Annotated in this window: 22 protein-coding genes; 1 reads left to right on the forward strand and 21 read right to left on the reverse strand. The window is 36.5% G+C overall.

Annotated elements, in window-relative coordinates:
- Positions 1–69: 69 nt before the first annotated feature.
- Genes glmU through CALKRO_RS10100 form a run of 6 tightly spaced genes read right to left on the reverse strand, consistent with a single transcriptional unit; the run spans position 70 to position 5,214 of the window.
- Positions 70–1,467 carry a bifunctional UDP-N-acetylglucosamine diphosphorylase/glucosamine-1-phosphate N-acetyltransferase GlmU gene (glmU, locus tag CALKRO_RS10075; RefSeq protein ID WP_013430910.1) on the reverse strand — a complete coding sequence of 466 codons (1,398 nt, stop codon included), beginning with the start codon at positions 1,465–1,467 and terminating at the stop codon, positions 70–72.
- Positions 1,468–1,482: 15 nt separating this feature from the next.
- Positions 1,483–1,929 carry a deoxycytidylate deaminase gene (locus CALKRO_RS10080; RefSeq protein WP_013430911.1) on the reverse strand — a complete coding sequence of 149 codons (447 nt, stop codon included), beginning with the start codon at positions 1,927–1,929 and terminating at the stop codon, positions 1,483–1,485.
- Positions 1,930–1,979: 50 nt separating this feature from the next.
- On the reverse strand, positions 1,980–2,621 hold the full coding sequence (gene upp / locus CALKRO_RS10085) for a uracil phosphoribosyltransferase (protein ID WP_013411502.1): 642 nt from the start codon (positions 2,619–2,621) through the stop codon (positions 1,980–1,982).
- Positions 2,622–2,659: 38 nt separating this feature from the next.
- Positions 2,660–3,106, reverse strand: a complete 447-nt coding sequence (gene rpiB, locus CALKRO_RS10090; protein ID WP_013430912.1) for a ribose 5-phosphate isomerase B — start codon at positions 3,104–3,106, stop codon at positions 2,660–2,662.
- Between the two features lie 29 nt (positions 3,107–3,135).
- A complete protein-coding gene (locus tag CALKRO_RS10095; RefSeq protein WP_013430913.1) occupies positions 3,136–3,933 on the reverse strand; it encodes an MBL fold metallo-hydrolase in 798 nt (265 codons plus the stop codon).
- Positions 3,934–3,954: 21 nt separating this feature from the next.
- Complete coding sequence (locus CALKRO_RS10100; protein ID WP_013430914.1) at positions 3,955–5,214, reverse strand: UDP-N-acetylglucosamine 1-carboxyvinyltransferase; 1,260 nt, start codon at positions 5,212–5,214, stop codon at positions 3,955–3,957.
- Between the two features lie 205 nt (positions 5,215–5,419).
- Between CALKRO_RS10100 and CALKRO_RS10105 the strand changes: the two genes are divergently transcribed.
- Entirely contained in the window at positions 5,420–6,136 is a 717-nt protein-coding gene (locus CALKRO_RS10105) for a carbon-nitrogen hydrolase family protein (protein WP_041741713.1), read from the forward strand.
- Between the two features lie 3 nt (positions 6,137–6,139).
- On the opposite strand, the gene CALKRO_RS10110 is transcribed toward CALKRO_RS10105, so the two are convergent.
- The 15 genes from CALKRO_RS10110 to CALKRO_RS10175 form a co-directional block, all read right to left on the reverse strand.
- Positions 6,140–6,370 carry a YlmC/YmxH family sporulation protein gene (locus CALKRO_RS10110; protein ID WP_013430916.1) on the reverse strand — a complete coding sequence of 77 codons (231 nt, stop codon included), beginning with the start codon at positions 6,368–6,370 and terminating at the stop codon, positions 6,140–6,142.
- Positions 6,371–6,510: 140 nt separating this feature from the next.
- The gene (locus CALKRO_RS10115; RefSeq protein ID WP_013430917.1) at positions 6,511–8,178 is read right to left on the reverse strand and encodes a ribonuclease J; all 1,668 of its coding nucleotides are present in this window, start codon (positions 8,176–8,178) and stop codon (positions 6,511–6,513) included.
- A gap of 128 nt (positions 8,179–8,306) precedes the next feature.
- A complete protein-coding gene (gene secF, locus CALKRO_RS10120) occupies positions 8,307–9,239 on the reverse strand; it encodes a protein translocase subunit SecF (RefSeq protein ID WP_013430918.1) in 933 nt (310 codons plus the stop codon).
- Positions 9,240–10,487 carry a protein translocase subunit SecD gene (gene secD / locus CALKRO_RS10125; protein ID WP_013430919.1) on the reverse strand — a complete coding sequence of 416 codons (1,248 nt, stop codon included), beginning with the start codon at positions 10,485–10,487 and terminating at the stop codon, positions 9,240–9,242. It lies immediately after the preceding gene.
- 123 nt (positions 10,488–10,610) lie between these two features.
- Complete coding sequence (locus CALKRO_RS10130) at positions 10,611–11,126, reverse strand: gamma carbonic anhydrase family protein (RefSeq protein WP_013430920.1); 516 nt, start codon at positions 11,124–11,126, stop codon at positions 10,611–10,613.
- A 1-nt stretch (position 11,127) separates the two neighbouring features.
- Positions 11,128–12,489 carry a thioether cross-link-forming SCIFF peptide maturase gene (gene scfB / locus CALKRO_RS10135; protein ID WP_013430921.1) on the reverse strand — a complete coding sequence of 454 codons (1,362 nt, stop codon included), beginning with the start codon at positions 12,487–12,489 and terminating at the stop codon, positions 11,128–11,130.
- A 102-nt stretch (positions 12,490–12,591) separates the two neighbouring features.
- Positions 12,592–12,735 (reverse strand): six-cysteine ranthipeptide SCIFF, encoded by a 144-nt coding sequence (scfA, locus tag CALKRO_RS13350; protein ID WP_013430922.1) that lies wholly within the window; start codon positions 12,733–12,735, stop codon positions 12,592–12,594.
- A 176-nt stretch (positions 12,736–12,911) separates the two neighbouring features.
- Complete coding sequence (gene fba / locus CALKRO_RS10140) at positions 12,912–13,883, reverse strand: class II fructose-1,6-bisphosphate aldolase (protein WP_013430923.1); 972 nt, start codon at positions 13,881–13,883, stop codon at positions 12,912–12,914.
- A gap of 28 nt (positions 13,884–13,911) precedes the next feature.
- Positions 13,912–14,634: a phosphatase gene (locus tag CALKRO_RS10145; RefSeq protein ID WP_041741994.1), complete on the reverse strand. Its 723-nt coding sequence runs from the start codon at positions 14,632–14,634 to the stop codon at positions 13,912–13,914.
- 38 nt (positions 14,635–14,672) lie between these two features.
- Positions 14,673–15,737 carry a bifunctional phosphoglucose/phosphomannose isomerase gene (locus CALKRO_RS10150; protein ID WP_013430925.1) on the reverse strand — a complete coding sequence of 355 codons (1,065 nt, stop codon included), beginning with the start codon at positions 15,735–15,737 and terminating at the stop codon, positions 14,673–14,675.
- Between the two features lie 150 nt (positions 15,738–15,887).
- Positions 15,888–17,957: an endo-1,4-beta-xylanase gene (locus CALKRO_RS10155; protein WP_013430926.1), complete on the reverse strand. Its 2,070-nt coding sequence runs from the start codon at positions 17,955–17,957 to the stop codon at positions 15,888–15,890.
- A gap of 14 nt (positions 17,958–17,971) precedes the next feature.
- Entirely contained in the window at positions 17,972–19,171 is a 1,200-nt protein-coding gene (locus CALKRO_RS10160; RefSeq protein ID WP_013430927.1) for an ROK family transcriptional regulator, read from the reverse strand.
- 92 nt (positions 19,172–19,263) lie between these two features.
- Positions 19,264–20,091 (reverse strand): carbohydrate ABC transporter permease, encoded by an 828-nt coding sequence (locus CALKRO_RS10165; protein WP_013430928.1) that lies wholly within the window; start codon positions 20,089–20,091, stop codon positions 19,264–19,266.
- Positions 20,092–20,128: 37 nt separating this feature from the next.
- A complete protein-coding gene (locus CALKRO_RS10170) occupies positions 20,129–21,019 on the reverse strand; it encodes a carbohydrate ABC transporter permease (protein ID WP_013430929.1) in 891 nt (296 codons plus the stop codon).
- 131 nt (positions 21,020–21,150) lie between these two features.
- A complete protein-coding gene (locus CALKRO_RS10175; protein WP_013430930.1) occupies positions 21,151–22,458 on the reverse strand; it encodes an extracellular solute-binding protein in 1,308 nt (435 codons plus the stop codon).
- Between the last annotated feature and the right edge of the window lie 42 nt (positions 22,459–22,500).

Raw genomic sequence — 22,500 nt, forward strand, 5'->3', positions numbered from 1 at the left:
CAAACTATATTATAACACAAAATATTGAATAAATTTATTTTAAAATGTCTACAAAATCTATTCATTTTATTATTTATTATTGTGGCTCTCATACATCTTCTTGCGCCTTAAAACCCAGCCTTCTTTTATAGTCTGCCTTTCACGGGCAATCGCAAGAGCATCTGCAGGAACATCATCTGTGATTGTAGAACCTGCCGCAATGTAGGCGTTCTTCCCAATTTTAACAGGTGCTACAAGATTCGAGTTGCAGCCAATAAACGCATTGTCTTCAACCACTGTTCTGTGCTTTTTATACCCATCGTAGTTTACAAATATGGTCCCGCAACCCAAATTCACATTTTCGCCAATGTCAGCATCTCCGATGTATGTAAGATGAGCTGACTTTGTGTTTCTGCCCACCTTTGAGTTTTTCACCTCAACAAAGTTGCCAATCTTGACTCCTTCTTCCAAGATGCTGTTTGGACGCAAGTGAGCATAAGGTCCAACCTTTACATTGTCTTTTATCTCAGAATCCTCAATCACCGAAAACCACACATGGCACTTGTTGCCTATTTTTGAATTTACAATGTATGAGTTTGGTCCAATTACGCACTCTTCCCCTATTGTAGTGTTGCCAAGTATGAATGTGCCGGGATATATCACTGTGTCTTTACCTATCTGCACATCTGGATGAATATAGACAGAATAAATATCTATCATTTGAACACCTTCTGCAAGGTGTTTTTTATTTATTCTTATTTTAAGCTCCTGCTCAGCCAAAAATAATTCATATCTTGAGTTAATACCCATGACCTCAAAATTATCATCACATGCAATTTTTACTACCTTCTTGCCTTCTTTATTTAGTATCTCAATGCTGTCTGTAAGATAATACTCGTGCTGGCTGTTGTTATTGTCTATCTTTGTTAAAACACTTGCAAGTGCATTTCTTTCAAAGCAATAAAATCCTGGATTTATTTCTTTTATTCGCCTTTGCTCATCTGTTGCATCCTTCTCCTCGACAATCTTTAAAACATTACCATTCTCATCAGAAATTATTCTCCCATAACCATACGGATTTTCGAAGATGGCAGTCAAAAGACAGAGCGATGCGTTCTCCTTCTTTCTTTTTTCAGAAATTCTTTTTAGTGTATCTGCTTTAATAAAAGGTGCATCTGCGTAAAGAACAAATACATCTTCCGCCTGCTTTGAAACCATCTCCATTGCACACATCACCGCGTGGGCAGTCCCAAGCTGCTTTTCTTGATGAGCAAATTTTACATTCCTGCCTTCTAATACCTTGCAGACATCCTCTTTTTTGTTGCCGACAACAACTACTATCTCGCTATTTTCAAAGTTTTTCTCAATCTCGTCAATCAGATAAAGTATCATTGGTTTTCCCATTATTTTTTGAACAACCTTAGAATACTTTGACTTCATTCTTTTGCCTTCACCAGCAGCAAGTACAATAAACGCTTGACTTTTCATTTCAAACCACCTTCACTATTTTTCTTCAAACTTTATCACCTCTATCCCCGCTTCTTTAAATATCTGCTGACTCATTTCATCTGGATACGAACCTTTATATATAACCTTCTTTATCCCTGCGTTTACTATCATCTTTGCACATATTACACAAGGATATGTTGTTGTGTAAATTACACTTCCATCTATCACAACACCCATTTTTGCTGCCTGGATTATAGCGTTTTGTTCTGCATGAAGTCCTCTGCAAAGCTCATGTCTCTGACCTGAAGGAACATTTAACTTTTCTCTTAAGCACCCAACCTCGTCACAGTGAGGAATACCTGTGGGTGCTCCATTGTAGCCTGTTGCAAGAATCCTTTTGTCTTTTACGATCAAAGCCCCAACCTTTCTTCTGAGGCAAGTGGAGCGCTCTTTTACTATATCCACAATCTGCATAAAGTATTCGTCCCATGTAGGTCTCATCTTAAAATTCCTCCATCCAGCTTCTCTGAATCTTTCCCAAACTTTCACCGTTACTTTGTACCAAACAGTCTGTCACCGGCATCACCAAGTCCGGGAACAATATAGCCGTGGTCATTTAGTTTTTCATCAACTGCTGCGCAGTAAATCTCAACGTCAGGATGGTCTTGAGTTAACCTTTCAATGCCTTCTGGTGCTGCAATGAGGCACATGAGTTTCAAACTCTGAGGATTGTATTTTTTTATATAGTCAAACGCGGCAGACGCAGACCCCCCTGTTGCAAGCATCGGGTCAAGCACAATTATGTCCCTTTCGTGGACATCCTGTGGAAGTTTGCAGTAATACTCAACAGGCTTTAAAGTCTCAGGGTCTCTGTAAAGACCAATATGCCCCACCTTTGCAGCAGGAATTAACTTTAAAAGTCCATCCACCATGCCAAGCCCGGCGCGCAGAATAGGCACAATTGCAAGTTTTCTTCCAGAGATTACTTTGCACTTTGCAACTCCAACAGGTGTTTCAATTTCAACCTCTTTTAAAGGTAGATTTCTTGTAACCTCATACGCCATGAGCATTGCTATCTCTTCAACAAGCTCTCTGAACTCTTTAACCCCTGTGTTTTTGTCACGAATTAAGGTTAGTTTGTGCTGAATCAAAGGATGATCAAATACATATACATTTTTCTTGTACTCTACCATACTCTTTACTCCTTTCTAATAAATTTGTAATAATTTTACTATTTCTGGTCATTCTCTATAAGATGTATCTTATCAATCCTTCTCTGATGTCTTCCACCTTCAAAGTTTGATGCCAAAAAGGTGTCCACAATCTCACATGCAAGCCCTTCACCGATAACCCTTGCACCCATCGCAAGGATGTTTGCATTGTTATGAGCTCGTGCAGCTTTAGCAGAAAATGTGTCATGACAAAGCGCAGCTCTAATTCCCCTTACTTTGTTCGCAGCAATAGAGATTCCAATTCCTGTCCCACAGATGAGTATACCAAATGTAAACTCTCCGTTTTTTACTGCCAGCGCTACATCTTTCGCAATGTCCGGGTAGTCACAAGACTCCTGAGAATACGTTCCAAAGTCCTTGAACTCAACCCCTTTTTTCTCAAGATGTTTCTTCACCGCCTCTTTCAAAGAAAATCCTGCATGGTCAGAACCTATTGCAATCTTCACTTTTAAATTCTCCCCTTTCAAAAAATTCTTTATAGTAATGAACAAAGTGATGGACTGTACCTGTTTGCAATTTCAAGAGAAAGATGATAACTTTCAAATACACCATGCTGCTCTAAAATTGAACTTACTGTCAAAAGCGCAACATCCGGGTGATTATTTTCCTCACTCAGATGTCCTAAATAGATTCTTTTTGTTCGATCAAGATTTAGTCTTAAAATCATCTGAGCTGCCTGTTCATTTGAAAGATGACCTTTATCGCTTTTTATCCTCTGTTTAAGATAATATGGGTAAGGTCCGAACATCAGCATCTCAACGTCGTGGTTTGATTCAAGTAAGATAATATCTGAAAAATCTATCATTCTGGCAACGCTGTCATTTACATGTCCAACATCTGTGCAAATTGAAACTTTTTTGTCTTTGAAATAAAAACAAAACCCCATCGGATCAGATGCATCGTGAGGTATTGAAAATGTGTCAATTCCAATACTTCCTACCGAAAAGCTTGTACCTGTATCAATTAATTTGACATAGCTTTCGTCAACTTTGCCAAGAGAGTTTTTTATGCTTTCCCATGTTTTGTAATTTGTAATAATGGGAACATTGAGCTTTCTAAAATAAATGCCTGCACATTTAACATGGTCGGAATGATCATGTGAAAGTAAAATTGCATCAATTTTCTTATTAAATCCAATTTTTTCAAGTCCCTGTGTAAGTTTTTTAAAGCTTACACCAGCATCAACTATTATTGATGTATCTTTGTACGAAATCAAAATGCTATTTCCACTGCTTCCACTGTACAGCGGACAAAAAAGCACTTCATCTGACATTATTATCTTTCCCCTTTTATCTTATGTTCTTGAAACCTTTGCACCCAGTTTTGAAAGCTTAAAATCTATATTTTCATAACCTCTATCCACATTTTTGGCATTGTAAATTACAGTTTTCCCTTTTGCTGCAAGCCCTGCAACAATTAATGCAGCACCTGCCCGAAGGTCCACAGCAACAACCTCAGCACCTTGAAGGCTCTCAACACCTTCAACAACGGCCACTCTTCCCTCAACCTTAATGTTTGCTCCCATCTTTTTGAGCTCATCCACATACTGGTATCTATTTTCCCACACACCTTCTGTAACAATGCTTGTACCATTACAAAGACTCAATAGCACTGTCATCTGAGGTTGAAGGTCTGTGGGGAAACCTGGGTACGGCATTGTCTTTATGCTCGAACCTCTAAGTCTTTGCCGGCAAATAACTTCGATGCTGTCTTCATAAGTTATAACCTCTGCCCCCATCTCAATAAGCTTTGCTATCAGCGACTCTAAATGCTTAGGAATCACATTTTTTACAATTACATGTCCTTTTGTTGCGCATGCAGCAATCATATATGTCCCTGCTTCTATCTGGTCAGGAATAATTGCATACTTTGTTGGATAAAGCTTATCCACTCCTTCAATCCTTATAACGTCAGTACCTGCGCCCTTGATTTTTGCGCCCATACTGTTCAGAAAATTTGCGGTGTCAACAACATGCGGTTCTTTTGCGGCATTTTCTATTATTGTTGTACCTTTGGCCTTGACAGCGGCAAGCATAAGATTGATTGTTGCACCAACAGACACAACATCCAAATATATCTTTGTTCCAACAAGCCTGTCTGCATATGCTTTTATCATACCATTTTCTATTCTAACATCAGCACCAAGCGCTGTAAAACCTTTTATGTGCTGGTCAATTGGTCTTGAACCAAAATTACACCCACCTGGCATGGCAACCTCCGCCCTGCCAAACCGAGTAAGAAGTGCTCCAATGAGGTAATATGAAGCTCGTATCTTCTTGACACTTTCATATGGTGCTACACAGCTGTGCAGGTTCCTCGCATCTATTTTAAGAGAATGATTGTCATACTCTATCTTTGCTCCAAGCCTTAGCAAAATGTCATCCATTGCAAACACATCTTCAATTAAAGGAAGGTTATCTATAACACTTTCCCCGTCAGCCATTAAAGCTGCGGGAATTACAGCAACTGCAGCATTTTTTGCGCCATTTATTATAACCTCGCCATCTAAAGGATTGCCACCTTCTATCACAAGTTTTTCATAAGCTTCTTTCAACTCTTGCACCCTCTCTTTTCAAAAAGCTTTTATTTATTTTCCCATTCTTTTATATTATATTCTTTCTTGTGAAATCTGAAAAGAAGAATATTCTTTTCATCAAGCCAATTGAAAATATCAGCGGAAATGAAAAAGTAGTGTGATTTTCTAAAAAATGATATAATAAGAATAAGCCAAGAAATTATAGCCGAAGGGGAAACAAAAGATGAAAATCGGAGTTGTTCAAATGAAGATCTCAAATAGTATCGAAAATAATCTTCTCAAAATTGCAAATTTTTTAGAACAAGCAAAGGTCGAAGAGATAGACTTAATCTGCTTTCCTGAAATGGCGCTGACTGGCTATAATATTGAGCTTTTAAAATCAATGAATTTGAATGATATTATTTTGCCTGCTCTTGATAAAATCTCTCAACTTGCAAGCAAATACTCAGTTTGTTGCATAATTGGACATCCATTTTACGAAGGTAAAGAGTTAAAAAATTGTGCATCGATAATATTTCCTGATGGCAGATGCGAAAAATATTACAAGCTTCACCCAACTGAGATTGAAAAGAAAATATTTTCTGACGGAAAAAATCCACTTGTTTTTGAATACAAACAAAAGCGTTTTGGTACAGCCATCTGCAGAGACCAGAATTTTTATAATATATTCAAAGAATACAAAGATAGAGAATGCGACGGTGTATTTATATTAGCTGCGCACTATTACAGTCCGAAAGAAGCACGCTGGAAAATAGACAAAAATAGAAGTATCCCTATTACAAGAGCCGTTGAAAACGGATATTATGTGTTTTTGGCAAACGCAACAGGTGCTCATCTTAACATGATAAGTCTTGGTCATAGCCTGATTGTAGATGGAAGCGGATGTATTATATGTGAGGCTGATGAGGCAGGGGAATATCTTTTGACTGCAGAAATCTAAGTCCTATATCTCAACCAAAATAACATCTTCACCAATCTTTTTTATTCTTTCCCATGGAATTACATAATCTTTTTCTTTTGAGAAGATGTTGCCCACAGAAAATGGTGCCGGAACAATTATTGCATCTATTTTTCCAGTTTTAACATCAACCTCTAAATCACAAACCTTACCAAGCTTTTTTCCATCAGAGATGTTTATTACATCCTTTTCTCTCAAATCTGAAGACTTATACATTTTCTTTTATCACTTTTCAAGCACTGTTGTCTTTTATTATTATATGCAAAAGTTTTCTTCATGTGAAAATTTCACTTTAGCAAAAAGCCGCAGGTACATTTTATATTTGCCTGCGGCCCTATCAGCATAAGTAATTAAATTCAAATCTCGGTTATGATTGGAATTATCATCGGATTTCTTCTTGTTTTTTCAAATAAGAAATTTCTCAGATTATCTTTTAAAATTACCTTTATTGCATTGGGCTCAGTAATATCGTTCTTATTGCAAAAGTAAAGAACGTCTTTTATTACTCTTTTTGCCTCTTCAATCAGGGGCTCAGATTCTCTAATATATATAAAACCTCTTGTGATTATATCAGGACCTGAGATGACATCTCTTGTTGCCGAATCAATAGTCAGCACAACGATAAAAAGCCCATCCTGTGCAAGGTGACGCCTATCTCTGAGAACTACATTTCCAACATCTCCCACACCAAGACCATCAACTAAAATATTCCCGGCTTGTACCATTCCAACAACTTTTGCTCCATCTTTTGTTATTTCCAATACTTTCCCATTTTCAAGTACAAATACATTTTTTTCGCCAAGTTCTAATGCAAGCTTTGCATGATGAATTAAATGCTTGAATTCTCCATGCACAGGAATACTATATTTTGGTCTTGTAAGATTGTGTATAAGCTTTATCTCTTCCTGGCAGGCATGACCTGACACATGAATGTCATCAATATCTTCATATATAACCTGCGCTCCCTGTTTAAACAAATCATTTATTACTCTATTTACAAACTTTTCATTTCCAGGAATTGGCGCTGCTGAGATTATAACAACATCTCCAGGAATAATTCCTACCTTTTTGTGCTCGGCAGATGCCATTCGTGAAAGTGCAGACATAGGCTCGCCTTGACTTCCTGTGGTGATAAGAACAATCTTGTTCAAAGGATAGTTGTCAAGCTCATCAACATCAATCAGCATTCCATCTGGCATCTTCAGATATCCAAGTTCAAGTGCTTTGTTCACAACATTTACCATACTTCTTCCCAAGACGCAAATCTTTCTTCCCTGCTTTTCAGCTGAGTTTATGACCTGCTGTACTCTGTGAATGTGTGAAGAAAATGTTGCAACAATTACTCTTCCCTGAGCTTGGGAAAATATCCTGTCAAATGTCGCACCAACAGTCTTTTCAGACAATGTAAAACCGGGCCTCTCTGCGTTTGTTGAATCGCACAAAAGTGCAAGAACTCCCTGTTTGCCAAGTTCCGCAAACCTTATTAAGTCAATCGACTCACCCTCAATGGGCGTAAAATCTACCTTGAAATCGCCTGTATGGACTATAGGACCAAGCGGTGTGTGTATAGCAACAGCAACAGAGTCAGCAATCGAATGTGTTGTCCTGATAAATTCAATGCGCATATTGTTAAAGCTAATTACATCTCCTGCCCTGACAGTAAACAACTTAACAGTGTTCAAATCAATGCCAAATTCTAAAAGCTTTATCTCAACAAGCCCAAGAGTAAGTCTTGTACCATATATTGGAACGTTTAAATCGCGTAGGACATATGGTATTGCTCCAATGTGGTCTTCATGACCGTGTGTTAAAATCAAAGCCTTTACCTTTTCTTTATTCTTTAAAAGATATGATATGTCAGGTATTACAAGATCAACGCCAAGCATCTCATCTTCTGGGAATGCGAGACCACAGTCAATGACAACTATTTCGTCATTTACTTCTATTACTGTCATATTTTTGCCAATTTCATTTAATCCACCAAGAGGTATAATTCTAATTTTGTGTTCTTGTTTCTTCTTCATAAAGAATTCCTCCAAAAAAAATCAAATGTAAAAAAGGTAAAAAGGCATTTTAAAAAAGCCCTTACGAAAATGGCTTTCGCAAGAGCTTTTTGAAGAATTTAAAAATAAGTCATAAAATAAGCATTCTTTTATGCTCTTTTCGGCTTTGCCTGAAGTTTTTTCTTTCTTGTACTGAGCTCCCAGTCAAACCACAGTGCTGTTGCTATAAATATAGAAGAATAAGTACCTGATATAACACCAATCAAAAGAGGAAACGCAAATTCTTTTATTGACTGAACACCCATGATATACAGAACGACAAGAACTATAATGACACTCATTGCTGTTGCAATTGATCTTCCTATTGTCTGGTTCATGCTAAGGTTCACAAGATCTTTGAGTTCCATCTTCCCTGCTATCCTTCTGTTTTCTCTTATCCTATCAAATACAACAATAGTGTCGTTTATAGAATAACCAAGGACAGTAAGGATTGCAGCTATAAAAGTGGAATTTAATGGAATTTTAAAGAGAGTATATACAGTCAAAACAATCAACAGGTCATGAATCAGTGCTGCTACTGCAGTTGTGCCAAACCTGAACTCAAATCTGATAGCAATATAAATGAGCATCAAAATTGATGCAATCACAACCGCCCAAATAGCCTGAGATTTTAGCTCAGATGAAATAGTAGCTCCTACATTCTGATAAGATATTAAATCCTCTTTTTTCAGATTATATCTTTTAGCAATCTCAGCAAAGAGCTTGTCTCTTGTTTCCTTTGAAAGCTCTGTCTTGGTTTTGCCGTGAACCTCATGTGCGTTTATCATTATCTTTTTGCCATCTTCAACTTTTCTCACAATTGGAGTTTGAGTTCCTGTAATTTGCTTTGTCAGTTTCTCAAGCTCGGATATCTCTTGAGCTGTCGGAACCTTATGAAGGTTTATCTCCAAAACTGTACCACCTGTAAAGTCTATGTCATAGTTAAAACCTTGTACAAAATACGAAATCAGCCCAATTACCATAACCAAAATTGAAACTATATAAAAGTATTTTCTTTTCCCCATAAAATCAATCTTGGTCATTTAAGCATCCACCTCCCTGGTTTTCTTACCGCCATACCACCTGATATCTTTAAATAACCCTGTATTTATAATTGAAGTAAGTAAAAATCTTGTAACGGTGATTGCTGTGAAGAACGATACCACAATACCTATGGTGAGCGTCCATGCAAAACCCTTAATAGGACCTGTTCCTAAGAACAAAAGAACAATTCCTGCGATTATTGTTGTCACGTTAGAGTCAATAACAGCATTTAGTGCTCGCCTAAAACCTGCGTCCATAGCAGCTCTTAATGTCTTTCCACTTCTCAGCTCCTCTTTCAACCTTGCAAAGATCAAGATATTCGCGTCAACTGCCATTCCGGCAGAAAGGATTATACCTGCTATACCAGGGAGGGTCAAAGTTATCTTTGCATACCCCACAATTGCAACCAGAATAACTATATAAGCAACTAAAGCTATATCCGCAACAAGCCCTGGCAGTCTGTAGAAAATTATCATAAACAGGAACACAAGCAAAATTCCAATAATTCCAGCTTTTAAAGTTGATTTAAAAGCCTCATTTCCAAGTGAAGGTCCTATAGCCTTGCTCTCTATCACTTTCAAAGCAAATGGAAGAGCACCAGCTTTTATCTGCTGAGCAAGAGTTTTTGCCTCTTCTAAATCTTTCATACCTTCAATTACAGCCTCACCATTGTCAATCTCTGCCTGAACAATAGGATTTGAAATGAGCTTGCCATCAAGATAAATTCCAATGTTCTGACCCAAATATTTTTTTGTCCCTTCGGCAAACTTTTTTGTTCCCTCTTTGTCAAACTTTAATGCAACTACATATCCTGATGCTGTCTGCTGTGCATATGCATCAACAACATTCCTACCTGAAACTATCAAATCTCCAGAAGGTCCCTTGAACTCAATCAAAGCTGTTCTTCCTATATATTGTATAGCTTCATCAGGGTCTTTGACCCCTGGAATTTCTACCCTTATTCTTTTTGAACCCTGAATTGTCGCCGTTGCATCATAAAAGTTTCTCATGTCAAGCCTTGTTCTGATAAGCTGCAACGCTGATTCCATTTCTCTTCTTGTTGGGTTTTCCTTTGCTGCCTCATATACAATGTAAACGCCGCCTTTCAAATCAAGCCCATACCTTATAACTTTTTGGACTGACGGGATGCTTGCAGTTCCAATTTCCAGCCCAAAAAACACTATGTAAAATGCAAAGGCTATTACCAAGCATCCTATCAAAAACTTTGCTAAGCTCTTATTTTGCATAACCCTTTCTCCTTTCTTCTTAGAAGGTTAAAAAAACTTGTAGAAGATTTAATATAAACACAGATAAATACTTATTCAGTAAAATTATAATCCTCTGTTTGATAAAAAGTCAACAAATAAAATTTAATAACCTTTTATCTTTTTATACTCATTGCTAAGTTCTATATACTCTCTCGCAGAAATTGCAATCTTTTCAATCTCCTCTGGTGTAAGCTCTCTTATCACTTTAGCAGGTCTGCCAAACACAAGGGTATTTGGCGGAATAACCATATTTTGAGTTATAAGACTTCCTGCTCCAATCAAGCAATTGTCTCCTATTTTGCTGCCGTTCATAATGATAGTCCCCATTCCAATTAAAACATTGTTGCCTATCTCACAACCATGTAGAACCACATTGTGACCAACTGTAACATTGTCGCCTATTATAACAGAACAGCAGTGATCTGTGTGAATTGTCGTAAGGTCCTGTATATTTGTATTCTTTCCAATTATAATTCTATTCTCTTCACATCTTAAAACGCAGCCAAACCACACACTTGAATTTTCTCCAATCTCAACATCACCTATTATAACTGCATTCTCAGCCACAAAAGCAGAAGTCGCAATCTTAGGCGTTTTGTCTTTATAAGTAATTATCATTTTAGCTTCCTATCCCCTTTTCCATAAGATAAAGCTTTATAGCTATTGCATTTTCCACCCTCTTTCTTTCAAGTTCACAACCAACAATGTAAGACTTTTTAACATCACCATTCATATTATAATTTGCAGCAGCACATCCGCCACTGCAGTAAAACCGCGCCCAGCACTGTGAACATTCTTCTTTTTCATAAACGTTATTTTTCTTAAACTCCTCAACCAAATCAAGTCTTTTTATACCTTCAAACACGTTTCCTAACTTGAAACTTGGTTTGTCAACAAACTGATGGCACGGAAAGATATTACCCTCAGGGTCAACTGCTACATACTCAAACCCAGCACCACATCCTGAAATTCTTTTTGAAACACATGGACCACCTGTAAGGTCTATATTGAAATGGAAGAAGTTAAAGCCTTCTCCTTTAAGTTTCGCATTTATATACTCCTCAGCCAAAATATCATACTCTTCTTTTATCCTTTCGATGTGACTCTCACGTATCGCCCAGGGACTGCTTTTGTCCAGCACAACAGGTTCATCCGAAATTTCTTTTATCCCAAGGCTGTATAAGTGTAAAACGTCCTTTGAAAAATCCAGGTTCTTTGCTGTAAATGTTCCTCTCACATAATAAGTTTTCCCATTTCTTTTTTGGATAAACCTCAAAATGTTGTCTGTAATTTTGTTATAGGTGCCATTGCCGTCCCTGTCAATCCTCATAAAGTCATTGATTTCAGGTCTTCCATCATGGCTGAGTACAACATTTTCCATGTTCTGGTTTAAATATTCAATTATATCGTCTGAAAGGTTTGTCGCATTTGTTGTCAGGGTAAAAGATATTTTCTTGTTATATTTATTCTCCTCATGCCTTGCATACTCAACAATGTTTTTTACCACATCAAAATTCAAAAGTGGCTCTCCACCAAAAAAATCAACCTCTAAGTTTTGTCTTGAACCAGAATTTTGAAGCAGAAAATCTATTGCCTTTTTTCCCACATCAAAGCTCATAAGTTTTCTCTCTTGTTTGAAACTGCCACTTGATGCAAAACAGTATCTGCATCTCAGGTCACAGTCGTGGGCAACATGAAGGCACATTGCCTTTATAACCGGATTTCTTTTTTCAATCAAATTCATATCCTTATAAGTATCCTCAGAAAATAAAACGCCTTGTTCAATCAAGCTTTTTATTTCAGAAACTGCCTCAGCTATTTGTTGTTTGTTAAACTCAAGTGCATCTTCTACTCCTTTAAAACTTCCATTTTCTTTGTAATACTTTATTACCTCATAAGCAACGCTATCAACTGTAAAAATTGAACCTGACGCCACATCTACAACAATTTTGAGTCCGAACTTCTCAAACGTATGAACCATCTTTTTTTATTTGTCTTCCTCCTGCCTTATTACATTTTAAATTAAAAAGTTTTGCACAGGGCTGCCCTCAAAAAAATTTTTTGACAGCCCACTCCCAGAAGATTATTTTCTATTTTTGCAAATCTGGTTTCCAACAGTACAGGATGTCTTACAAGCTGACTGGCAGGATGCTTGACACTCACCACAGCCACCAGAAACAACTGTTTTTGAAAGAGCATTTTTTACAACAACCTTTACATGCTTCATAAAGACTTAAACCCTCCTTTTAAAGTAAGAAGTTTTTTTAAACTTATTCTTTTTTCGTAAAAATATGCGTCATACGCATAAACAACATATAGTATTTTACCACAAACTATTTTACAATACAATTTTGTCAAAAGAAAAAGGGCAAGGTTTTCTCTTGCCCTTTATTTGAAGTCTTTTTAACCTCTGTTTTTCTTTATTTCTTCTAAAATCTCAGGAGCCTTGCCCGCACAGCCAAGAACGTTTCTAAGCTTGTGTTTTACCATCTCTTTTATTGCATCTCTGCCATCCTTGAGATACTGTCTTGGATCAAAATGATCAGGATGCTCATACAGGTGTTTTCTGATAGCTGCGGTCATTGCAAGTCTCAAATCAGTGTCAATGTTAATCTTTCGCACACCAAGCTCTGCTGCTTTTCTGAGCATATCCTCTGGTACACCTTTTGCACCTGGAATATTTCCTCCATACTTGTTACACATCTCAACAAATTCAGGTAAAACTGTTGATGCACCATGAAGAACAATCGGAAAATCTTTTGGAAGCTTTTCAACAATCTTCTGAAGTCTTTCAAAATCAAGTCTTGGGTCGCCTTTAAATTTGTACGCTCCATGGCTTGTTCCAATTGCAACAGCTAAAGAGTCAACACCCGTTCTTTCAACAAATTCTGCCGCCTGGTCAGGGTCAGTAAACGCCGCTTCATGCTCTGCAACCTTCACATTGTCCTCAATCCCGGCAAGCTTGCCAAGCTCTGCCTCAACTACCACACCACGTTCATGAGCATATTCAACAACTTTTCTTGTAAGTGCAATATTTTCTTCAAAAGGAAGTCTTGACCCATCAATCATAACAGAAGTAAATCCACCGTCAATACAAGCTTTGCAAATCTCAAAGTCTTCACCATGGTCAAGATGAAGAGCAATTGGTAGGTCTCCTGAATCTTCCAAAGCTGCTTCAACAAGCTTGATAAGATATACATGCTTTGCATACTTTCTTGCACCTGCTGAAACCTGCAAAATAAGCGGTGCCTGCTCCTCCTTTGCAGCCTCAACAATTCCCTGGATAATCTCCATGTTGTTGACGTTAAATGCACCTATTGCGTACTTGCCTTCGGCCGCTTTTTTAAACATTTCTCTTGTGGTAACTAACGGCATTCTAAATTACCTCCCCAAAGTTTTTGTTTTAAATCTCAATATCCTTTCCATGAAGCTTTAGAAAGCTTATAAAGCTTTCTAAGCTTTTGTTGACAATAAGCTCAGGCGGAAATTCATACTCACACACAAGTTTTTGAGTAATTTCGCATCTGCCGATGTCTGCTTTGTAGTGTGCATCTGAGCCCATTGCAATGTACACACCATGTTTTTTGCACAGCTTTAAAATCTCTATGCAATTTTCTTTACTTTTTTCACGAACATAAAACGAAGAGTTGTTTATCTCAATTGCTTTTTTATATTCCTTTGCAGCAAGCACAACCTCTTCTTTATCAATTTCATATAATGGATTCCCTGGATGCCCTATACAATGTATATACCGATTTTTGATTGCACCTATCAGTGCCCTGGTATGGTCAAAAACTGTCCCACTCGGGATACAAACATCGTGCAGGCTTGCAATCACAAAATCAAGCCTTTTCAGGGCATCTTCCGGGATATCTATTCTGCCTTCATAGTCAACAATATTTGCCTCGCAGCCTCTAAATACCATTATACCATTTATTTTTCTCGGTACAACAATTAGATTGTAAAAATATAAACTACTGCACGACCCTGGCATCTCAGGGCCGTGGTCTGTAATACATATCCCTTTCAAACCTTTTCTTTGTGCCTCAAGTACCATCTCTTCCAAGGTATTGTAAGCATGACCGCTTGCAATGGTATGACAGTGTGTTTCCACTTCCAAAAACATTTTCATCTCAGCTCTCATCAAAAATTTTGTTAAATACATTAATCTTTAATCTCTGCAAGTTTGTTCTTTAAAATATCAATCTTCTTCACAGGAGTTGGGTCATTCTGATAAAGTGTTGCAAGATAAAGCGATACATAGTCTCCTAAGTAGATTAGAGAAAACATTCTTGCAAGCCTCGAATTTCCGATTGAGTATATATCATTTACACCAGACACAACACCCTTTATAAGGTCTTTTGTAATATCCATTCTGATTGCATTTCTCTTGTGGTCTTCTGTGTCATGGAGCATTACAATTTCAAAAAGTCCAAGAATATGTTTTGGCGACTCAGTTCCAACTATCTCGTTGTGGTTGAGTTCTGAAAACACATTGAAATATGCTGGTGATTTTGAATTTTCACAAATCTGACCCTTCCATCTCTCTGCTATGACCTCTGTGGTTCCGCTAATGCCATATATGATTGGGAGCTTGTTCCAAAGTTTTAGTGTAAGTCTCTTCGCAAGGTTTTTCTCTTCCGGCACCTCTGGTTTATATCTCTCTCTCAAGTCACTTAAAACCTTTACTGTCTCTTCTATCTGGTCATCAACAGGTTCAATCAGACCAAGTTTGACAAATAGCATCAAGAGTGGAATGAATGAGTATCCAAGTGCAGCTCTTGGCTGAAGCCCGCTTGGAATTGTGATTACATCAAATCCGTCTTTTTCGGCAAACTCTTTTAACTTTCCGCCTGTTGTGATTGCAATGATTTTTGCCCCTTTTGACTTTGCATCCTGGTATGCAGAAAGTGTCTCTTCGGTGTTACCTGAGTAGCTGGACGCTATAACAAGAGTTTTAGAGTCAACATACGCAGGAAGTACATAGTCTCTGTTAACAATCACAGGAATTTTGCACTTATCAAGGACAAATACTCTCAAAAGGTTTCCACCTATTGCTGAACCGCCAAGACCTGTAATCACAACCTTATCTATATCTTCTGCTTTTACATTCACGCTAATATTTTTGCCTATTTCGTATGCTTTTTGAATTTGCTCAGGAAGATTATAAACTGCCTCAAACATACCGCTTGGGTCATTCTGTGCAATTGTCTCTAAATTATCAAGCATTTTCCCAGACTCCTTTCTTTAAAATTTTCTATTTCATAATATAACAATTTTTCAGTTTTTTCAACTTCATAACCACACAAAAAATAGGAAAGCACCACTTCTAAAGAAGTTTAAAACCTTCTTGTGGTGCTTTCCCATTCTATCTGCTTTTTATTCTTCTGGCACAACTGACGGGTCTATTAAGCTCCAGAAAGCAAATTTTGGCTGATAATCTTTGTCAAACAAAAGTGGAAAATCACCTTGAAGCCATGAATAGTCATCTTTGAGTCCCCAGAACGAAACACTTGTTACTACATTTTTGTATTTTTTGAACACATCAAAAAGATCTTTTAACTTTCTTGCCTGCTGAATTAAAAGATATCTTTTTGTTTCTTCATCTATGTCTTTGCCATATTCTTTTGCCACACTTATATCAATTTCTGTGACATGTATCTTAATACCAGGAATGCTGCTAAAAAGTTTTATAGTTTTTTCTACCTCTTCAACGCTTGGCCAGCTTACAGAAATATGGCACTGAAGACCAACACCATGAATGGGTATTCCTTTTTCTCTTAGACTCTTTATTAGCTTGTAAATATATTCTCTCTTTACTGGATTTTCTGTGCTGTAGTCATTGTAAAAAAGCTGAGCGTTAGGGTCTGCCTGATGAGCGTATATGAACGCTTTTTCGATATACTCTGGACCCAATACATTAAACCAGTCACTTCTTCTAAATCCATCTGGCTCATTTTCATCAATAGCTTCATTTACCACATCCCATGCATATATTCTACCCTTGTATCTTGAAACAACTGTCTGGATATACTTTTTTAGCCTCTCTAAAAGTATCTTTTTGTCTTTTTCACTATTCGTCAGCTTTTTCCCTGTCTGAGGGTTTTCAAAAAACCAGTTTGGGGTTTGCTGATGCCACACAAGTGTGTGACCACGAATAGCTATATTATTCTTTTTGCAGAAATTAAGATACTCATCAGCAATTGAAAAGTTGAAATTGTCCTCTATTGGTTCAAGTGCTTCTGGCTTCATCTCATTCTCTGCTGTAATGCTGTTAAAATGTCTCTTTATGAAAGCAACATCAACTGGATTTGTCAAAGCCCTGTATGGTACAGCAACACCAATTTTAAAGTAGTTTTTGTATTTCTCTCTCAAAGAAGGTAAATCTAAATCAGGTACAGCTGAATACCATCCATCATCTGAAATTGTAAAGTTGTCGATATAGTAATAGGAAATATCTGAGAGGGGTCTTATGAAAATCACAAAGTCTTTTATCTTTGAATCCAAAGAGGGCGTATAACTTGCAAATACTTCTGTCCACTTATTCTTTGGAATGGTTACCCTCCCAAGCACAATCTCTCTCATATTCTTTCCACTTTCCAGAAACCTTATACCAACTGCAAAATTTAAACTCTTTAGAATGGATTGATGCATATAAAAAGATATTGAATAACTTTTCCCCTTTTCAAATGTTCCTTTTACAGGCAAGATAACTGTTGTGTTTTGTCTTTTAACTGTTTGCTGAACTTTTATGCTATATGTACCTTGGTAAGCTTTTTCTTTTGAAATGGATAATTTACATTTTTTATCTTGAGAGATAAATCCTGCTATATTTTTATCTTCAAAGTTTTCAAATTTTATTAGATGAGATTTGTCAGCAACTTTGAGTGTAAAAAGGTCAACGTAAAAATTTGTGGTTGAGGTTGGTACATATACTTTTAGCCAAACTTTTTTTATCCCTTTTTCCTCAGTCAAATTTAAACTTGCATCAAGTTTTTTCCAACTTTTTGGAATAATAATTTTTTCACACAGCAGTTTGTTTTCTTTTCCGCTTTTTGTCTCAATTTCGCTACTCACAACAAAACGCTGCATTTTGCTTGACTTGTGATAAACATATAGAGTAATTTTATATTCATTTGCATAATCTATAAGATTGGTTACATCAAGCAAAATTCCATCATCTATTTGTTTTCGGCCACTTGCAAGAAGTGAAAAGGTCCCTTCTGCTGCTGTTGTATTGTCAATCCTTAAACTCATAGATTTTCCTGACGCTTTAAATGGTGCTATAAACCTATTTTCAAAATTATACTCCACAAAACTCTTTTTTGTTTCTCCAATGACTCTACTAATTTTAGTACTTTCTATACCAATTAAGGTTACAATCAAAAATAAAATTACTAAAATCAATACTGAAAACCTTTTCAATCTTCTATAAAAGCAACAACTCACTTAGTACCTCCTCCTCATGCATATTCTGGAAAAGAAAGCATGTCGGAAATCACCATAGCTATACATCCCAGCACCACAGCTCTGTCTTTTAGTTTTGAAACCTCTATCTTAAGATTATAAAACTGGGCGATAAAGGATCTCTGGTTAATTACTTCCCTCAATTTTTCTAAAAACAACTCTCCAAAAAATGATGCCTTATTACCTATAATTACCATTTCAGGATTAAAAATATTTACAAGATTTGCCACGCCTATCCCCATCTTTTCAGCAACCTCAAGTATAGCCATCCTGCAAACTCTGCTTCCTTCTTTTGCTGCTTGTATTATCCGAGAAGGAGTGATTTCATGTACATTTTCACAGCTTATATACCTATCCTCTACTCCTTGTTTTACAAGCTTTTTGATAACACTCAAAAGTGCCCTCTCGGATGCAAAGTTCTCAAGACAGCCAATATTGCCACAGCTGCAAACATCGTCCTGAAAGTTGATAGTGGTATGTCCAACTTCACCTGCAAATCCTGCAGCACCTCTGAAAAGTTTGTTGTCGATAATAATTCCTGCACCAAGCCCAATTCCAACACTCAAATAAATCAAATCACTAACTTTTCCCCACTCACCAAACCACTTTTCGCCCAGTGCTCCTGCATTTGCTTCATTGTCAATATAAACAGGGAGGTTGAATCTTTGCTGAACAATTGATTTTAAGTGAACATTTTTCCACTTCAAATTTGGAGCAATAAGCACAATACCAGACTCTTTTTCCACAATACCTGGAACACCAATTCCTATACCCAAAATTCCTTTTGGTGTGTGCGGAGCCCTATCTATTGCTTTTTCAATTAGGTCAAAAAGAAGATCAAAAAGTTTGTCTTTGTCCTCCCCCATCTTCATTTCTGCATATTCTTCAAAAATAACCTCACCAACAAAGTTTGAAAGAATAACATGAATATAGTCAACACCCAAATCAATTCCTATGATTGAACCTACATCCTTATTCACCTGCAAAAGTACAGGTCTTCTTCCACCTTTTGACTTACCATATCCTTTTTCTACTATATACCCTTCTTTTATAAGCTCATCTGTGAGGTTTGAGACTGTTGCTTTATTTAAATCCACAAGCCTTGATATTTTCGCGCGGGATATTATTTTATTGTCCAAAATTGTTTTCAAAACCAAAAGCTTATTTATTTGTTTTAACAGCGTGTGGTTACCCATCCTGTCATTTTCCTTTGCTAATTAAGCTTTGCAAATTATTATACAACAAAAATAGGTTGCAGGAAAACAGTTTTTGACGCTAAAACAACTTCTTATCCTTTTACTGCACCTGCCATCATACCTTTTATAATTTTGTCCTGACCCAAAATATACGCAATCAACATTGGCAAAAGCGATAATGTTAAGAATGCCATGATAGCTGGTATGTCTGAACCATACCTTGCCTGAAAATCCCAAATACCAAGTGGGAGTGTCCTTTTATCTGGCGAACTTGTTAATACTAAAGCAAAAACAAACTCGTTCCAAAGATATGTCCCATTGTATATCCCAACTGTAATTAAAGCAGGTCTCGAAAGAGGAAGAAGGATATCAGAATACAATCTAAACATGGAACAGCCATCTATTTTAGCTGCTTCTTCAAGCTCAAAAGGAATCTCTCGCATAAACTCTGTCAGGATAAATATTGACATAGGCAAACTTAATGCTACATACGGCCCAATTAATGCAAATATAGTATCATATAACTTAATTTTATTAGTAAGAACATAAATTGGGATTAAAGTAACATGAATAGGAATTGCCATTCCTGCAATTATAAGAGAATACAATATATTATTCAGAGAAAATTTCATTCTCGCAAATACATACGCTGCCATTGAAGATATAATAAGTATTAAAATTACTGAAATTGAAACTGCAATAACACTATTTTTGAGGTAGTTAAAAAAACTACCATGAATTACAGTTGAATAGTTTCCAACAGTAGGCTGTTTTGGTATTTGCCATGTGTTACCTTCAAGTAGCTCTGATTGTGTTTTTATAGACGTAAAAAACATAAACAAAAATGGCACATCTGCAACTAATGTCCATATAGCTAAAAATATGAAATACCATTTTTTAATTTCTTTTGCAAAACCCATTATAGTATTGTACCTCCTTTTGGCGCAAACTTAAAATTTAAGCTTCTTTTTTCTTTGTCGCAAAATATGCTAAAATTCCTGCTGTTGTAATTATTATGAACATTGCCGAAGCAATTGTGCTGCCATATCCCATCTTAAATGAGGCAAAAGCGTTTTTATACATATAAGTTGCCATGAGTTCTGTTGCGTTTGACGGTCCGCCCTCTGTCATAACATAAATCAAATCAAAATATTTAAGAGAACCAATCAAGGATAAAATACAAGCAGTCTTTATGGACGGGGCTAAAAGAGGAAGTTCTATTTTCCAAAAATACTGACCTTGTGTTGCCCCGTCTATTCTTGCTGCTTCGTAAAGTTCATGAGGAATGTTAGAAATTGCAGCTATAAAGAATATCATGTAAAAAGGTATATATTGCCAACATATAACAGCAACAACAGAGTAGAAAGCTACATTTGGATCACCCAGCCAATCTTGATTTAAAAAGTCAAGGTGTAAAAAGTTAAGTATTCCAGCTAAAAGCCCAAATGATGGATCATATATATATTTAAATAGTACACCAATCGCCACTGATGACATTAACATTGGAAGATAAAACAGTGACTTAAATGCATCAAACTTTTTGCCACCTCTATCAAGCATTACTGCTATCAATATTGCAATTGGCATTTCGATTATTATAGATAAAAATATAAATTTAATATTATTACCAAATGCGTGCCAAAATATCGAGTCATGTATAAGATCAATCCAGTTTTTAAAACCAAGATATAATTTTCGAGGAGAAACACCATCCCACTCGTACATACTGAGGTCAAAAGACATTATTATTGGCCAAATTATATAAACTCCAATAAGAATTAAAGCGGGAGCCAAAAACAATAAAATGCCTAAATTTTGCATTAGTTTTGATGCCTTATCTCTCTGCAATTTTAACTTCACTCCCCAAAATTAAGTTTTAATTTAAACAGTTTTATAGAAAATTGAATTGGTATTAGCCATGGAGATTTACTTTCCATGGCTAATACCAATTTTCTTTATTAGTATAAAATATTTAATTCTTACTTCTTGAAATATTCCTTAGCAGCTTTCTCCATTTTTTCTGCAGCAGCTTTTGGTGTAATTGTCAAGCCAAAGAGAGATTGCACAATATCCTTATGAGTCTCTGCAAGTTGTGGTGGAAGGTATTGATCCCACCAAAGCTGAATACTCTTTGCTTTTGAAATTACATCATAAACTTTTTGTAGCATTGGATCTGTAAATTTTAATCCTTTTACAGGTGGAATTTGACCATAGTTAATTCTCTCTTTTACTGCCTGATCATCAATCAAGTATTGAATCATATTGAATGCTTCTTTTGGATACTTACATGTAGTTGTCACAGCATAGTAGTTTGAAGACGCCATTCCAACTAAACTTGTTGGATCTCCTTTCCCACCCTTAATCGACGGGAATGGGAAGAAATCAAGATTCTTTTCATAAAATTCTTTCTTTTCAGCCTTTACTATAGGTATCTGCCAAGTTCCCATTAATTCCATTGCAGCTTTTCCAGAGTATAAAAGCATTCTTGATTGTCCCGTATCCCAGTCAAGTCCATTAAATCCTTTTGGGAATGCTCCCATTTTGACCAAATCCTGAAGCATCTGACCTGCTTTTACAAACGGTTCATCTGCAAAGCTACCACCTGTTCTCTCAGCAGCTTTTTCAAACGCTGAAGCACCACCTAATTTATTTACCAAATTCCAATACCAGAAACAACCAGGCCATTTTGTTTTATTAGCAAGAGTTATCGGAGTTATTCCTTTTGATTTTAATACCTTTACAATATTTAGAAACTCATCATAAGTCGTTGGTACTTTCAAATTGTATTTTTTGAATATTTCCTTATTGTACCATACAAGCGCAACACCAGCGCCTTCAACTGGAACTGCCCATATCTTATTGTTATAAGTAATTGGGCCAAATGCTGCATCAACAAATCTGCTCTTATAATTTTTCTCGTTCATATAAGCTGTAATATCTTTTACCTTACCAGCCCTTACATATTCAAAGAAAGGACCACCACCCCATGTAACAAATACATCTGGTGCCTGGTTAGAACCCATAGCAATTTTTAATTTTGTCTTGAATGAATCATTCTGTAGTGGAACAACTTCAACCTTAAAGTCTGGATGCGCTTTCAAAAATCTGTTTACTTGGTTTTGAATCATTTGCTTTCCGACAGCATCAGTTGTGATGTGCCAAAATACAATCTTTTTTGTTCCACCAGCTGAGCTGAAAGCCTTTTCAGATGGTGAAAAAACTAAAACTAAGCTCAACATAAAAACAACCAAAGTTACCAACGCTACAATTCTTCCAAGCCTCTTCACATTACACCACTCCTTTTGGTTTATTTATTAAACAAACTATTT

Origin of the sequence: Caldicellulosiruptor kronotskyensis 2002 (genome assembly GCF_000166775.1) — a bacterium.
GTDB classification, from domain to species: domain Bacteria; phylum Bacillota; class Thermoanaerobacteria; order Caldicellulosiruptorales; family Caldicellulosiruptoraceae; genus Caldicellulosiruptor; species Caldicellulosiruptor kronotskyensis.